Here is a 14,887-nt window from a genome sequence, read left to right as displayed (position 1 = left end):
CATCCGGCCGGCCCGATGCGCGGCCCAGACAAAGGCCTGCCATGCCGTCCAAGCGTGACTTCGATGCTGTATTTCCGGGCCTGATGGTGGATCGCCGGTCGGCCCTGCTGGGCGGATCGGCGGCACTGTTGTGCACGGGCACCGCGCCTGGCAACGGCCACGCCGCGCCGGTCGATCCGCAAGCGAGCGCCTGGGGCGAGGCATTCGACCGCCCTCCGCCCGAGGCCGGACCGGGTGTCTACTGGTACTGGCTCGATGGCGCAGTCAGCGCGGCCGGGATCACGGCCGATCTTGAAGGCATGCACGCCAACGGCATCACCACGGCGATGGTCTTTGCCATTGGCGCCTCGGCCAAGCCGCCGCTGGTCGATCCGCCGGCCGATGCACTCACGCCGCAATGGTGGGGCCTGATCGATCACGCCGTGGCCGAGGCGGAGCGGCTGGGGATTACGCTGTCGCTCAACATCTGCGATGGCTGGGCTACGGCGAGCGGCCCCTGGATCACGCCCGACCTGTCGATGCAGGTGCTGACCTGGTCCGACACGCGCGCCACGGCCGGGCAGGGCGCGATCCGCCTGGCCACCCCGCCGATGCGGCGCAACTGGTATCGCGACGTGGCGGTGCTGGCATTTCCCTGGCCGGAAGCGCTGGACGAGACGAGCGCACGGCGCCATCCGCGCGTTTCCACCACCTTGCCGCTGGCCGGGCCACCGCTCGCGCGCCTGCTCGATCCCGGCAACGACGAGGACGTGTTCGACACCACCCAGGCCGGCCAGATCGACGTGGCTTTCGACCAGCCGTTCACGCTGCGCTCGGTCACCGTGCGCACGCCGTCGCCCTGGGGCTATTCCCCCGGCGTCTATCGCGCGGCCAATGCGCTGCGCGTGGAAGCAAGCGAGGATGGCGTCACGTTCCGTCCCGTTGGCCGGCTGGAATATCCCCAGCATGGCTGGCAGACCGACCTGACCACGCTGACCCACGCCTTGCCCGAAACCACCGCGCGCGTGTTCCGCTTCGTGCACGAGCCGCAGGCGCCCGGCCCCTATTTCGAGAATTACGATTTCGGGCAGGACGTGCGCCTGCGCCTGTTCAGCCTGGAGCTTTCGTCCCGGCCGGAAATCCACCAGATCGTGGGCAAGACGGCGGCGCAATGGTCGATCAGCCGCCGCACCGATGCGCGCGACGTTCCCGATGCGGTCTGCGTCGACCCGGCCAAGGTGCTCGACCTGACCGACAGGCTGGCGGCCGATGGCACGCTCGACTGGACCCCACCGCCCGGCCGCTGGCGCATCCTGCGCCTGGGCCACACCAGCAATGGCCGCGAGAACTCCGCCGCCGGGGGTGCGCAGGGGCTGGAAGTCGATCGCTTCAACGCGGCGGCAGTGACCATGCAGTTCGATCGCTGGTTCGGCGCCGCGCTCGATCGCATCGGCCCGGCGCGCGCGGGCAAAGTGTTGAACACGGTGCATGTCGATAGCTGGGAAGCCAGCGGGCAAAACTGGACGGCGGATTTTCCTGCCCGGTTCCAGGCCTTGCGCGGCTATGCCCTGCGCGTCTGGCTGCCGGTGCTGGCCGGCGTGCCGGTCGGCAGCGCAGAGCAGAGCGAGGCGATACTGCACGATTTCCGGCAGACCGTGGCCGATCTTACGCAAAGCGCGTTCTTCGAAACCATCGCGCGCCTGGCCCATGCACGCGGCTGCCGCTTCAGCGGGGAGCCGGCCAGCCCGACCTATGCCGTGGACGGCTTGCGCTGGGCAGAGGCGACCGATGTGCCGATGGGCGAATTCTGGCTGCGCACGCCGCGCAACGACAAGCCGACCGATGTGGCCGATGCGGTTTCGGGCGGGCGCATCTATGGCAAGCGGATCATTGCCACGGAAAGCTTCACCGAGAACGACATTCTCTGGGACGAGCACCCCGCGATGCTCAAGCCCTTGGGCGATCGGCACTATTGCCGGGGCATCAACCGCTTCATGCTGCACGTCTATACCGCGCAGCCGTTTCTCGATCGCGCGCCGGGGCTGACGCTCAACGGTATCGGCACGATGTTCAGCCGCACCCAGACCTGGTGGAGCCAGGCGCGCGGCTGGTTCGATTACCTGCGCCGCTGCCAGGCGGTGTTGCAACGCGGCCTGCCAGTGAGCGACGTGGCGGTGTTCACCGGGGAAGACATTCCCAACCGCGCGCTCTTGCCGCACCAGTTGGACGCGCCATTGCCGGCCGGCGTGGCCTATGACTCGATCAACCGCGATGCGCTGGTGCGCCTGGCGCGGGTGGAGCAGGGCGCGATCGTACTGCCCGGCGGCATGCGCTATCGCCTGCTCGTGCTGCGCGCGGGAGCGCGCTATTCCAGCGGCTTCCTCGCCGCACTCGAACGCCTGGTGCGGGCGGGCGCCACGGTGCTGGCACCGCCGCCGCTTGGTGTCGTCGGGCGAGAAGCCGATCCCGCGGCGTTCGTTGCGCAGTGCCGCCGGCTCTGGCCGGATGCCGGACGTCAGGGCGAAACCTGGCTGGGCGCCGGGCGCGTGGTCTGGGGGCAAAGCCCTGCGCATGTCCTGGCCAGCCTGGGGATCGCGGGCGATCTTCTGGCGAACGATGCGGCGGGGCTCGAATGGACTCATCGCCGCGAGGCGGGGGTCGATGTCTATTTCCTGGCCAACACCGGCGGTGCCGCGCTCGATACCGAAGTATCCTTGCGCGTGACCGCGCGCGCCGTGGCGCTGTGGGATGCGCTGGAAGGGCAGCGCCTGCCAGCACCCGCCTGGCGGAATGTCGCCGGGCGCACGGTCCTGCCGCTGCGCCTGGCGCCGGGGGAAAGCCGGTTCATCGTTCTGAGCGACGGCGGCGTGGCACCGCATCTCGCACAGGCCCATCTCGCGGCCGGGCAAAGCCTGGAATGGCGTGGTGAGCGGCTGGTCATGGCCGGGGCTGGAGAAGCTCGGCTGCTGCGCAGCGACGGGCGGCGCCTGGCACCGGTGGCGCCGGCCATGCCCCCGGCAATCGAACTCGACCAGCCCTGGACGCTTAGCTTTGCCGGCTGGCGCGCCCCGCCCGAGCGGCTGACGCTGAAGCAGCCCGCGCTGTGGAACGACCTTGCCCCCGATCGCGTGCGCTTCCATGCCGGATCGGGCACCTATGCCACGCAGATCGACCTGCCGCGCCACCTGCTGGTGCGCGATATCCGCCTGATGCTCGATCTGGGCGCAGTGCATGCCATGGCCGAAGTCGCGGTCAACGGGCGCTTGGCCGGCCGGCGCTGGATTGCACCCTTCCGGCTGGACATCACCGCATTCTTGCGGCCGGGATGCAACACGATCGCCATCACCGTCACCAACACCTGGCACAACCGCCTGGTGGGCGATCGCGTCTTGCCCGAAGCGGAGCGGGTTGCCTGGGTCTATCCCAAGCTGCGCGGCACCAAGGACTGGCTGCCGGCCCGCGATGCGCCGCTGCTGCCAGCGGGCCTGGCCGGTCCGGTCCGGATCGTGGCTAAGCCACTTGTGGACATTCCGGTCTAATGAGGCTGGACCGTCGCACCGCGCTGGCCGCGATCGGCGCGACGCCGCTGGTGGCCGGCGCCGGCAGGGCGCATTCTCTGCCACCGGGTGATCTGCTGGCGCAAGACTTGCGCGTGGAAGGGGTGGCCGAGCCCGCGGGGCTCGACCTGCTGCGTCCGCGCTTTTCCTGGGGCCTTGCCGCGCGCGATCCAAGCGCGCGCGGCCTGGTGCAGCGCGGGTTCGAACTGATCGGCGGCACCGATCGCGCCCGCGTGGCTGCTGGCCAGGGCGCCCGCTGGGCCGGATCGTCCGCCGCCGGCGGGCAGACTCTGGTGGTGCCGACAGCGGACTTGGCGCTCGACAGCCACCGCCGCTATTGGTGGGCGGTCCGGATATTCGATGCGGCGGGGCGGCCGGGCGCCTGGAGCGCGCCCGCCGCGTTCCTCACCGGGGTGCTCGAGCTGGCGCGCTGGCCCGACCGCTGGATCGCGGCGGAGCCCGACCCGGTTCTACCGCCGCACCGTCAGGGGCAGGCGAGCCCAGCCATGGTGCCCGCCCGGCCGCTGCCGATCCTGCGTCGGCCCTTGCGCCTGGCGTCGCCGCCGCGCCGGGCCGTGCTGTCGGTCTGCGGCTTGGGCCAATATCGCCTGGCGATCAACGGGCAGGCCGTGGGGTATGCGGCGCTGACGCCGGGGTGGACCAACTACCGCCGCCGCGCGCTTTATGACACGCACGATGTCACGGCCCTGCTGCACGCTGGCGACAATGTCCTGGCGCTGATGCTGGGCAACGGCATGTACAATGTAGAGGCCAAGGAGGGCCGCTACACCAAGTTCCTCGACAGCTTCGGCCGGCCCAAGGCGATTCTGGCGATGACCATCGAGCATGCCGATGGCCGGATCGAGCACATTGCCAGCGATGGGCAATGGCGTTGGCGGGAAGGGCCGATCCGCTTTTCCTCGATCTATGGCGGCGAGGACTGGGACGCGCGCCTGGTGCCGCCCGCTTGGATGGAACCTGGCTACGACGATCGCGACTGGCAGCCGGTAGTGGCCGTGCCGGGGCCGGGCGGGATGCTCCGCGCCGGGCTGGTGCCGCCGGTGGTCGCCGCGCGCACTCTGGAGCCGGTGGCGATCACGGCCGTGGCGCCCGATGTGCTGCTGGTCGATTTCGGCGTCAACTTCGCCGGTCGGCCCCGCCTGATGATCGAGGCGCCGGCCGGTGCCACGCTGACCATCCTGCCGGGCGAGACGCTGGACGAACAGGGCCGGGTCAGCCAGCGCAGCTTCAACGCCGGGCCGGGCAACCGCGTGGCGTTTACCCACGTCAGCACCGGGAGCGGGGTCGAAGCGTTCGAGCCGCTGTTCAGCTATCACGGCTTTCGCTGGCTGGAATTGCGCGGCCTGCTGCGCGCCGCGATCCATGCGGTCGAAGGCGTGGTGCTCCACGCCGATCTTGCGCGCGTCGGCCGGTTCCAGGCCGATGATCCCTTGCTCAACGCCATCCATGGGCTGATCGATCAGGCCGTGACCAGCAACATGGTTTCGGTCCTCACCGATTGCCCGCACCGCGAAAAGCTGGGCTGGCTGGAACAGACCTATCTCAACGCGCCCACGGTGCTCTACAACCGCGATGCCGCGCCGCTTTATGACAAGCTGGTGCACGACATCGCCGAGGCGCAGCAGGCCGATGGCATGGTGCCGGGCATCGCGCCGGAATATGTCGCCTTCCAGGACGAGCAGGGGCAGGACCAGGTCTGGCGCAATTCCCCCGAATGGGGCGCGGCGGCGGTGCTGGCACCCTGGGCGGCCTATCGCTTTTGCGGCGACGCCACCGTGCTGGTGGCGGCCTGGCCGGCGGCGCAACGCTATTGCGCCTATCTCGCGCAGCGGGCGCGGGATGGCATCGTCGATTTCGGCATGGGCGATTGGTACGATGTCGGCCCCAGCGATCCGGGCGAGGCGCAACTGACCTCGCGCGCGCTGGTCGGCACGGCCACTTATATTGCCTGCTTGCAGACGATGGCCAAGATCGCCGCGCGGATCGGGGCGGTTGCGGATTACGCCGCGCTGGCGGTGCAGGTTACGCAGCATTTCAACGCGCGCTTTCTCGATCCCGCCACCGGCCGCTACGAACGGGGCAGCCAGACGGCGCAAGCCATGCCGCTGGCGCTCGGCCTGGTGCCCCAGGCGCAGCGTGCCGCGGCGCTCGACCGGCTGATCGCGGCGATTCGGCGCGAAGGCAATGGCGTTACCGCCGGGGACATCGGCTATCGCTACGTGCTGGAGGCGCTGGCTGCGGCCGGGCGTGACGATGTGATCCTGGCCATGCTGCGGGTGCGCGATCGCCCCGGCTATGCCCTGCAACTGGCGCGCGGGGCCACCGCGCTGACCGAGGCGTGGGACGCCAATCCCACCAAGTCGCTCAACCATTTCATGCTCGGCCATGCCGAGGACTGGTTCTATCGGCGCCTGGGCGGGCTGGACATCGATCACGCGCGAGGCGGGGACGCGGCCTTGCGCCTCGCGCCGCAGATGCCGGCCGATATCCCGGCGGCCGAGGCCAGCTATCGCCTGCGCGAGGGCGTTCTGTCCTGCGCCTGGCGACGCGAGGCAGGCCACCTCGCCGTAACCGTCTCCGTGCCGCCGGGGCGCCAGGCGCGGCTGGTCTTGCCGGGGCTGCCCGCCAGCGACTGGCGCGAACAGGGCCTGGCCCCGGCGCGCGTGCCGGGCGTGCTCGGTTTCGCGCGCGAGGAGGCCGGCCAGGCCATCACGCTCGGCTCCGGCCACTATCGCTGGACCGCCCGCGACGCTGGTTGAGTACGCGGGCGGTTCGCGGCATCAGCGACGGGGCGCTTCGAACAGGCTGGGCGAAACGGCGGCCGCCAGGGCGGCATAGCCGGCATCGTTGGGGTGGAGATGGTCGCCCGGCTCCAGACGGGGATTGATCCGCGCCGGGTCGGCGGGATCGGCCGCCGCCTTCTCGAAATCGATCACTCCGTCGAACAGCCCGCCGGTGCGGATGAAGGCGTTCACCGCCTGGCGCATCGCCTCGCCCTCCGGCGTGAAATAGACCGCGCCCTTGTAGGGCAGGATCGTCGCGCCGATCACTTTCACCCCGCGCGCATGGGCGCGGGTCACGATCTGGCGATAGGCCTCGATCACCTGCGCGGCGGTCACGTCGCTGTCGGGCTTGTTCCACCATCCGATGTCGTTGATGCCTTCCAGCAGCACGATATGCGTGACCCCGCTGACCGCCAGGGCGTCGCGGTCCAGCCGCGCCAGGGCGGGCAGGCCAAAGCCTTCGTGCAACAGGCGGTTGCCACTCATCCCCGCATTGACCACGCTCCATCCGCGATAGCGCGTATCGGCGGCAAGCCGCTTGGCGAACTGTTGGGGCCAGCTCATGTCCTTGCCGGGGGTGGAGGCGGCGCCTTCGGTGATCGAATCCCCGAACGCCACGATCACCGGGCCGCGCTGGGGCCGCGCCACTTCCACTTGCGACACCACCGCCGGGCCGCGCAGCGGGCGAGCGCCGGCCATGGACGCAGCCGCCAGTTGCTCGCCGGGCGCCACCACCAGATCGCCATGATGCGCGGCGGGCATCGCGCTGTCCTTGTAATAGACCGAGATCGCCAGGTGTTGCAGCGCCTCGATTGGCAGCGGCACGGCATCGCTGAGCAGCGGCGCGCCGGTTGGAATCCAGGCTTCCGCGCCGCCGGCAAAGGTTACCGCGCGGTCGCTGCCCGGCACCAGGCGTCCGTCTGCATCGACCAGCGCCACGTGCACCCCGGCGATCCGCACCGGGGCGATGCCCAGCTCGTTGGTCAGCTTGAGGCGGATGGCATTGCCAGCGGTGTCCACGCGCAGGATCTGGCGCACCGTCTGGTTGGCAAAGATCGCCGGGGTGCCGCCCGGCTGGCCGGCAATCGGCGCGAACGGCGCGCTGAACCAGCCGGCCGCCCAGTTGCCATTCCCGTCGCCAGCCGCAGGCGGACTGGCCGCCATCAGCAGGGGTGCCCCAAGCAGGGCGAGCGCGGCGATGGGCCTGGCAATCATGATCTCTCCTATTTTGTGGTCTTGCGGGTTCTTGCCGGCTTGGCCGGGGCAGGGGTGTCCACCGCGCTACCCAGCGGCCCACTGTCCAGCCCCAGGCCGGCGGCCTGGCTGATGGCGGCGGCCGTGCGTTGCAGCGGTTCGAGCAGCGGATCGAGCCGCGCGTCGCCATTGGCGTCAATCAGCGTGGCGATGGTCAGCGCGGCGTTGAGCGGCGCGCCCGGCGTGCCCACCAGCACGCCGATATCCGCCCCGCCCAGGAAGCGTTCGCCCAGCGAGCGGGCATGGCCGCGCGCGCGCACGTCGTCGATGCGGGCGAGCAGATCCTGCCGTGCGGCCGGCGCCATCGCCTGCCATTCGCGCGAATGCCCCAGCCAGGCATCAAACGCGGCGGGCGCCAGGCCGGCGAGCAGCAGGCGCCCCGAATTGGTGCGCAGCGGCGAATGGGTGGAGCCGACTTCCACCGACAGGCGGAACGGGTTGGGGCTCTCTTCCTGGGTGAGCACGAGCACCTGGTTGCCTTGCAACACGGTCAGGTGGCAGCTTTCGCGCACGTCGTCGGACAGCGAGCGCATCAGCGGGCGCGCCGCCGCGATCAGCGTTTCATAGGGCGAGTGAATGCGCGCGAGCTGGAACAGCTTGAGCGTCAGCGCATAGCCGCCGTTGGTCGGGTCGCGCCGCACATAGCCGCGCCCTTCCAGGCAGGCGAGCATGCGGAACAGCTCGCCCGGCTGGCGGTTGAGCGCGCGCGCCAGTTGCGATTGCGTCATCGGCACGGCCTGGTCGGCCAGGTACTCGACGATATCGAGGCCCTTTTCCAGCGCCGGCACGGCATACTTCCGGCGGCGCTCGTCGCTCGACAGGATGCTGTCCGCCAGCATGCCCTCTGACCGCCCGTCGAGCGGGCCGTCGCCCAGGTCCGGCATGTCCGGCGCAGGGCTGTCTGCCTGGGTGGCTGATTCGGGGCGCGCATCCATGTTCTGTCCTTCCGCGGCTGGTCTGGCGATCGGGCGGCTTGCGTAACCCATGGCGGCGCGAAGTGCCATCATCGCCTGCCGCTTTGCCCGCCAGCACGGGCGCGCGCCGGGCTGGCCGGGGTGATAGCGGAAGAGGCGCGTGGAATTTGCATTGATTGTTTATATAGAGAATGTATGTTAGCCTGTAAACAATGAGTGATGTGGAGGACGGGATTGGAACAGCGGCTTATCCGCACGGATTCGGCAACGGACACAGCGTCGTCTGCGGCCAGTCCCGGCCCCCTGTCCGATCTGCTGGTGCTCGACATGGCCCAGTTCCTCGCCGGCCCTTCGGCCGCGCTGCAACTGGCCGATCTGGGTGCGCGCGTGATCAAGATCGAGCGGCCGCAGAGCGGTGACCTGTGCCGCGATCTTTATCTGAGCGATACCGACATCGCCGGCGATTCCACGCTGTTCCACGCGATAAACCGCAACAAGGAAAGCCTGGCGGTCGATCTCAAGGACGCGGGCCAGCTTGCGGAACTGCGCCGCCTGGTCGCGCGGGCCGACGTGATCATCCAGAACTTCCGCCCCGGCGTGATCGAGCGGCTGGGGCTGGGCTATGAAGACGTCAAGGCGATCAATCCCGGCCTGGTCTATGCCAGCGTCTCGGGCTTTGGCAGTGCCGGCCCCTGGGCCAAGCTGCCGGGCCAGGATCTGCTCGCCCAGGCGCGCTCGGGCGTGATGTGGCTGACCGGCAGTGCCGACCATGGGCCGATGCCGATCGGGCTTTCGGTGGCAGACATGCTGGCCGGCCATGTTCTGGCCAAGGGCATCCTGGCCTTGCTGGTCCGCCGCGCGCGCACCGGGCTGGGGGGGCGGGTGGAAACCAGCCTGCTCGAAGTGCTGGTCGATTTCCAGTTCGAGCTGCTGACCACTTATCTCAACGATGGCCGCCGCCCCCCGACGCGCGCCGCCGCCCATGGCGCCAATGCCTATCTTGCTGCGCCCTATGGCGTCTATCGCACAGCAGATGGGCATCTTGCCCTGGCGATGACGCCGCTGGCCCGGATCGGCGAATTGCTTGATCTGCCGGGCCTGGGCGAGAGCGGTAACGGCTTTGACGGGCGCGACGCGCTGCTTGACCGCATCGCGCAGCGCCTGGCCACGCGCACCACGCAGGAATGGCTGGCCGTGCTGGAGCCGGCCGGCATCTGGACCGCGGCCGTGCTCGATTGGGAGCAATTGTTGGAGGCCGAAAGCTTCCGCGCGCTCGACATGCTGCAATCGATCGGCGGCCGGGGCCGCAGCATTCTCACCACCGCCAGCCCGATGCGAATCGATGGGCAAAGGCCGGCTTCGGCGCGCGGTGCCCCGCGCGTGGGCGAGCACAGCGCGGCCATCGCCGCCGAATTCGGCCTGGCACTGGCCTGAGGCGATGCGCGCCCGCACTTGCCTTAGCGCCTTGGCGCTGCTGCGCACCACAGCGGCCAGTGCCCAGACGATCAGGGCCCAGCCGCCCGGCCGGCAAGCGCCCGCCTTGCCACGGATCGCGGCGCCGCATGGCCGCCCGGCGCTGTTCGTCGACGGCGCGCCGTTCCTTGTGCTGGGGGCGCAGGCCAACAATTCCTCCAACCATGCCAGCGTCTTGCCGCAAGTGTGGCAGACGGTGGAGCAATTGGGCGCCAACACCCTGGAAATGCCGGTGGCCTGAGCCCGGGCCGAGCCGCGCGAGGGGCAGTTCGATTTCGCCTTTGTCGATACGCTGCTGGCCCAGGCGCGCCAGCACCGCGTGCGCCTGGTGCTGCTGTGGTTCGGCGCGTTCAAGAACGGCGGGCCGGGTTATACGCCGGTCTGGGTCAGGGCCGATCTCGCGCGGTTTCCGCGCAAGCTCGATGCGCAGGGGCGTCCGCTCGCCGCTCCGCCAGCGTTCCCTGATTTTGCTTGATACGATTCAAGCGCGGTCCTCGCTTTCCATAGCCGTCCCCGATAGCGCGCTTGCAGGAAGCCGAACGCGACGGGACAATTCGCTCGAAAGTGCTGGCCTAGTGTCGTCAGCCTTTTCTCAGCAGGTCATCCAGGACCGCGTTGTGTAACGTGGTATCAGCCAGAGGCCAGTTCAGCTTTCCGTTCTCGTCCTGCAATTGCCTAACCGACGGACATCGGAAACCTCCGTGGCGTCGCACTTTGCCTTGCGCACGAGGGACTTTTGGCGGGGCAGGTCACGGCCTTCACCAAATGGCTCCCTCGACGCAATTGCGAAACGATGATCGCTCAATGCCCTGGCGGAGCGAGGAGCTGTTGCCGCACTGAACTCCATGCGCTGGCGGAAACGCAGATACGCCAGATCAGGCCGCTTTGTCAGGTGTCGCTCGGCCTGCGATAGGGTGGTGTCTTCCTCGCGGCCGCCGATCGGCGCGGTGATCAGATCGCAGTCGCCAGCCCCAACATCGGCGCGGCGGCGCCCTCTTCCTGATCGGCCATCTCTGCGCGCACGAAATCGACGAAAGCGCGCACCTTGGACAACGCGTAGTTGCCGCGTGGGAATACCACATGCAGTGGAATCCGCTCGTTCACGAGGTCGGGCAGCAAGACCTCGAGGCGGCGGGCGGCGATGTCGTCCTCGACGAGGAAGCGCGGCAGGTAGCTGATGCCCAGGCCCTCGAGCGTGGCCTCGCGTGCCATTCGTACCGAGTTGCTGGTGAGCGGTCCGCGGTTGACGGCAACGGTGGTGTCTTCCGACAGGCGCCACTCGCCAACCTTGGAGATATGCGTTTCAACGATGCAGGTGTGCACCTTGAGGTCGTTGGCGGCCGAGGGGCGCCCGGCGCGGTCGAGGTACGAGCGCGCGGCGACGAGTGCCATGGGATAGCTGCGCAACTGCACCGATTCCAGGCTGGAATCAAAGGTGTCACCCATCCAGAACACCACGTCGAAGCGGCCCTTGAGCAGGTCCACCTTGCTGTCCGACAGGTTCACGAACAGCCGCACGTCAGGATAGGTCTGGAGGAAGCGCGGCAGGATCGTGGTGAGATCGAACAGCGAGGATACCACCGGTGCGTTGACCTTGAGCTCGCCACGCGGCTTGGAGAGCATCCCGGTCATCACCTGGTTGGCTTCGTTGACTTCCTCGACGATGCGGGCGCAGCGCGCATACATCTCGCGTCCCGCCGGTGTCAGTGTCACCGAGCGTGTGGTGCGGTCGAGCAGGCGCACGCCGATGCTCTGCTCAAGCTTGGCAATCTGGCGGCTGACTGCGGCCTTGGAATACCCCAGCATCGTGGCAGCGCTGGAAAAGCCCCCCGTGCTGACCACCGCAGCGAACGACATCATCGCCATCACGTTTCCAAGATCGGGTCTGTCGTCCATGCCTGCTCCCTCTGCCACACGCGTGCCCGGGTCAATGTATCCCGTCACCGTCACGGGCACGTTGGCCCACCATAGCGATCCCGGTGCGGCCTGTCTGCACCTGCTGCGGGCAATTGTTGTTTAAACGGAAAAGATATCTCAAATTCAGTATTACTGTTGCGTTTATGAAGCCTTTCGGCGAGGACGTGCTACGCCACATGGGCGCTTGATTCGCGGCGCGGACCGCGCAAGACGCAGACAAGGGAGAAATTCGATGGTCAGCCAGCTTTCCCAAGCGGCCCTGCGCGACCAGCGCAGCCAATTCCACCCGTTCACCGCGATCACCGATCTTATGGCCGAAGGGCCCACGGTCATGGAAAGTGGTTCCGGCATCCACGTGCGTGACGTTGATGGACGCGAATACATCGACGGGATGGCCGGCCTGTGGTGCGTCAACCTGGGCTATGGGCGCCGCGAAATCACCGAGGCGATCGCCCGGCAGAGCGAGCGCCTGTCATTCTTCCACACGTTCAACGGCATGAGCAGCGACGTCGTCGCCGAATGCGCCGAGGCCCTGCTGCAACGCGCGCCGGTGCCGATGTCGCGGGTGTTCTTCGGTGCCTCGGGCAGCGATGCCAACGAAACCCAGCTCAAGCTCGTGTGGTATTACAACAACCTGCGCGGCAAGCCCGAGAAGAAGAAGATCATCGCGCGCTGGAACGCCTACCACGGTTCCGGTGTGGCCACGGCAAGTCTCACCGGGCTGCCGGGCATGCACACGCTGTTTGACCTGCCCAAGGGCCCGATCCTGCACGTCAGCGCGCCCTACTACTATCGCAAGGCGCCCGAGGGCATGACCGAGCGCGCGTTCTCGCAGCAGCTTGCCCAGGAACTCGAGGATCTGATCGAGCGTGAAGGCGCCGACACCATTGCCGCGTTCTTTGCCGAGGCAGTGATGGGCGCTGGTGGGTTGATTCCGCCGCCCGAAGGCTATTTCGAGGCGATCTGCCCTATCCTCAAGAAGCACGACATCCTGCTCGTCGCCGACGAAGTGGTATCTGGCTTTGGTCGTCTCGGCACCTACTGGGGCAGCCAGACCTATGGCTACGAGCCCGACCTCATCACCTCGGCCAAGGGTGTGACCTCGGGCTACTTTCCGATGTCGGTCTGCTACATCTCGCCAAAGGTCTGGGACGTGATCGAGAGCGAGGCAGGCAAGGCCGGGCTTTTCGGCCACGGCTATACCTATTCGGCGCACCCGGTCGGCGCGGCCGCCGCGCTCGCCGCGCTCAAGCTGATCGATGAGCTCAAGGTGGTGGACAACGTCGCCGACGTCGGGCCCTACATGCTCCAGGCGTTGCGCGACCGGCTTGGTCAGCACGCCCATGTTGGCGATATTCGCGGCCAGGGACTGATGCTGGGAATCGAACTGGTGCACGATCGCGGCACCAAGGAAGCGCTGCCCATGGCCAACCGCACCGGTCGCCAGGTGCTCAAGGCTGCAGCCAATCGCGGGCTGATCACCCGCGCGCTGGGTGATACCCTGGTCTTTGCCCCGCCATTGGTGATCACCCGCGCCGATGCCGATGCTATCGTCGATCGCTTCGGTGCTGCGGTGGAGGACGTGTTGCCCGGCTGAACCCAAAGACCAACCCGGCGCGGGCGGTGGTGCATGGTTTGATGCATTGCCGCTCGCGGCGCGGTTCCACGTCGTCCAGGGAGGGGCAGATGGAATTCAACACCGCAATCGAGGGCATGGCGCAGGCCGAACGCGGCACGCGCCGGTTGACCCCGGCGGGGCAGATCAGCGCGGTGCTGGTCGGTCTGATCGGCGCCTTCGTGATTTTCGTGACGCCCGGCTTTCTGGCGGTAATCGCGCAAAAGACCGGGTTCGACAACGACCAGCTCGGCTATCTCGCTGCGTTCGACATCAACGCGATGGGCGTGACCATCGGCCTCAGTACGTTCCTTTTGGCGCGGGTGCCCTGGCGTCTTGCCGTGAGCATCGGCCTGGCGCTGGTGATCGCCGGCAATATCCTGACCGCGCTGGCCACGGGCTTTGCCGCGATGGCCGCAGCGCGTGTGGTGGCGGGAGCGGGCGAGGGGATTGCGGTGGGCTTTGCCTTTGCCGCGCTTGGCCGCGCCGCCAACCCGGACCGCGCATTCTCGATCTATCTCGTGGTTGGCGCGCTGTGCAGCTCGGCGCTGCTCTACAGCCTGCCCGCCCTGCAGGCGGCGGTCTCACCCGCGACGTTGTTCCTCGCCAATGCGCTGGTCGTGGTGCCAGTGGCGTTGGGCGTACGCTGGTTCCCCGAAGGCAGCATCGACGAAACCGACATCTTTGCCGGGGCCGGCCGGCTCGACATGCGGCTGGCGAGCGGGGCCCTGCTTGGAGTCTTTCTGTTCTTCTTCGCGCTGGGGGCGATGTGGAGCTATTCCGAGCGGATCGGCATGGCCCACGCCATTGCGCCTGGAGTGATCGCCACTGGTCTTTCGATCGGCACGATGGCAGGCGTTGCCGGCGCTGCACTTGCCGGCATGCTGCCGCGCCGGTGGGGCCGGGTGTGGCCGTTGCTGCTGAGTGGCGCGGCGGGTGTCATCAGCTTCCTGATGTTTGACGGGCGGGTCGAGGCGACCGGCTTCGTGGTGGCAGTGGTACTGTTGCAGTTCTGCTGGAACTTTGCGCAGCCATTGCTGTCGGGCATCTGTGCCGAGGCGTGCCTGCGCGGGCGGGTGGTATGCGCAATGGGCTCCATCCAGACATTCGGCACTGGCCTTGGCCCTGCAGCGGCCGCCACCACGCTGGCCAGCGGCTCGTTTGCACCGATGATCTATGCCAACAGCGCGATTCTGGCGGCGAGCATCGCCGTTACCGTGCTGACCATTCGCGCTGAGCGGCGGCGGCGCCCTGCTTGATGAGCTATGGGCCTGCTGGGCAATCGGCGGCTCGGCCGCGCGGCTTTATTTCGGCGGCATAATCGGGTGAAGCTGGGGTGCGGCGACAGGCCGCACCCCGCATCCTTATCGCTGC

Annotated in this window: 10 protein-coding genes; 7 read left to right on the top strand and 3 right to left on the bottom strand. The window is 68.2% G+C overall.

Annotated features, from left to right (window positions below; translation table 11 throughout):
* Positions 1 to 41 precede the first annotated feature (41 nt).
* Together SCA01S_RS12300 and SCA01S_RS12295 are read left to right on the top strand one after the other, a co-directional pair.
* Positions 42 to 3,518, top strand: coding sequence for a glycosyl hydrolase (locus SCA01S_RS12300; RefSeq protein ID WP_062785886.1), 3,477 nt, complete (start codon positions 42 to 44; stop codon positions 3,516 to 3,518).
* On the top strand, positions 3,518 to 6,316 hold the full coding sequence (locus SCA01S_RS12295) for an alpha-L-rhamnosidase (RefSeq protein WP_062785883.1): 2,799 nt from the start codon (positions 3,518 to 3,520) through the stop codon (positions 6,314 to 6,316). The genes SCA01S_RS12300 and SCA01S_RS12295 overlap by 1 nt, the downstream gene beginning before the upstream one ends.
* Before the next feature lie 21 nt (positions 6,317 to 6,337).
* On the opposite strand, the gene SCA01S_RS12290 is transcribed toward SCA01S_RS12295, so the two are convergent.
* Positions 6,338 to 7,555 (bottom strand): SGNH/GDSL hydrolase family protein, encoded by a 1,218-nt coding sequence (locus SCA01S_RS12290; RefSeq protein ID WP_054130435.1) that lies wholly within the window; start codon positions 7,553 to 7,555, stop codon positions 6,338 to 6,340.
* Positions 7,556 to 7,563: 8 nt separating this feature from the next.
* A complete protein-coding gene (locus SCA01S_RS12285; RefSeq protein WP_062785882.1) occupies positions 7,564 to 8,529 on the bottom strand; it encodes an IclR family transcriptional regulator in 966 nt (321 codons plus the stop codon).
* Positions 8,530 to 8,742: 213 nt separating this feature from the next.
* Here SCA01S_RS12285 and SCA01S_RS12280 point away from each other — a divergent pair, with 213 nt between their 5' ends.
* The 3 genes from SCA01S_RS12280 (at position 8,743) to SCA01S_RS22260 (ending at position 10,456) form a co-directional block, all read left to right on the top strand.
* Complete coding sequence (locus SCA01S_RS12280) at positions 8,743 to 9,942, top strand: CaiB/BaiF CoA transferase family protein (RefSeq protein WP_231627484.1); 1,200 nt, start codon at positions 8,743 to 8,745, stop codon at positions 9,940 to 9,942.
* Positions 9,943 to 9,946: 4 nt separating this feature from the next.
* Positions 9,947 to 10,222, top strand: a complete 276-nt coding sequence (locus SCA01S_RS12275; protein WP_157088959.1) for a hypothetical protein — start codon at positions 9,947 to 9,949, stop codon at positions 10,220 to 10,222.
* A 78-nt stretch (positions 10,223 to 10,300) separates the two neighbouring features.
* Positions 10,301 to 10,456 (top strand): hypothetical protein, encoded by a 156-nt coding sequence (locus SCA01S_RS22260; protein WP_156306329.1) that lies wholly within the window; start codon positions 10,301 to 10,303, stop codon positions 10,454 to 10,456.
* 476 nt (positions 10,457 to 10,932) lie between these two features.
* Here SCA01S_RS22260 and SCA01S_RS12270 read toward each other — a convergent pair whose 3' ends face one another.
* A complete protein-coding gene (locus SCA01S_RS12270; protein ID WP_231627483.1) occupies positions 10,933 to 11,877 on the bottom strand; it encodes a LysR family transcriptional regulator in 945 nt (314 codons plus the stop codon).
* Between the two features lie 253 nt (positions 11,878 to 12,130).
* On the opposite strand from SCA01S_RS12270, the gene SCA01S_RS12265 reads away from it, so the two are divergent.
* On the top strand, positions 12,131 to 13,495 hold the full coding sequence (locus SCA01S_RS12265) for an aminotransferase (protein WP_062785879.1): 1,365 nt from the start codon (positions 12,131 to 12,133) through the stop codon (positions 13,493 to 13,495).
* Positions 13,496 to 13,584: 89 nt separating this feature from the next.
* The gene (locus SCA01S_RS12260) at positions 13,585 to 14,772 is read left to right on the top strand and encodes an MFS transporter (RefSeq protein WP_062785876.1); all 1,188 of its coding nucleotides are present in this window, start codon (positions 13,585 to 13,587) and stop codon (positions 14,770 to 14,772) included.
* The last annotated feature ends 115 nt before the right edge of the window (positions 14,773 to 14,887 follow it).

Source organism: Novosphingobium capsulatum NBRC 12533 (genome assembly GCF_001598375.1).
GTDB classification, from domain to species: Bacteria; Pseudomonadota; Alphaproteobacteria; order Sphingomonadales; family Sphingomonadaceae; genus Novosphingobium; species Novosphingobium capsulatum.
The sequence above is the reverse complement of the archived record's forward strand: the minus strand, read 5'-3'. Positions and strand labels throughout refer to the sequence as shown.

What these genes read in the sequence shown, in the direction of transcription:
- SCA01S_RS12260 (WP_062785876.1), top strand. Translation starts at nt 13,585, where the DNA reads ATGGAATTCAACACCGCAATCGAGGGCATGGCGCAGGCCGAACGCGGC.
- SCA01S_RS12275 (WP_157088959.1), top strand. Translation starts at nt 9,947, where the DNA reads ATGCGCGCCCGCACTTGCCTTAGCGCCTTGGCGCTGCTGCGCACCACA.
- SCA01S_RS12300 (WP_062785886.1), top strand. Translation starts at nt 42, where the DNA reads ATGCCGTCCAAGCGTGACTTCGATGCTGTATTTCCGGGCCTGATGGTG.
- SCA01S_RS12295 (WP_062785883.1), top strand. Translation starts at nt 3,518, where the DNA reads ATGAGGCTGGACCGTCGCACCGCGCTGGCCGCGATCGGCGCGACGCCG.
- SCA01S_RS12265 (WP_062785879.1), top strand. Translation starts at nt 12,131, where the DNA reads ATGGTCAGCCAGCTTTCCCAAGCGGCCCTGCGCGACCAGCGCAGCCAA.
- SCA01S_RS12285 (WP_062785882.1), bottom strand. Translation starts at nt 8,529, where the DNA reads ATGGATGCGCGCCCCGAATCAGCCACCCAGGCAGACAGCCCTGCGCCG.
- SCA01S_RS12270 (WP_231627483.1), bottom strand. Translation starts at nt 11,877, where the DNA reads ATGGACGACAGACCCGATCTTGGAAACGTGATGGCGATGATGTCGTTC.
- SCA01S_RS12290 (WP_054130435.1), bottom strand. Translation starts at nt 7,555, where the DNA reads ATGATTGCCAGGCCCATCGCCGCGCTCGCCCTGCTTGGGGCACCCCTG.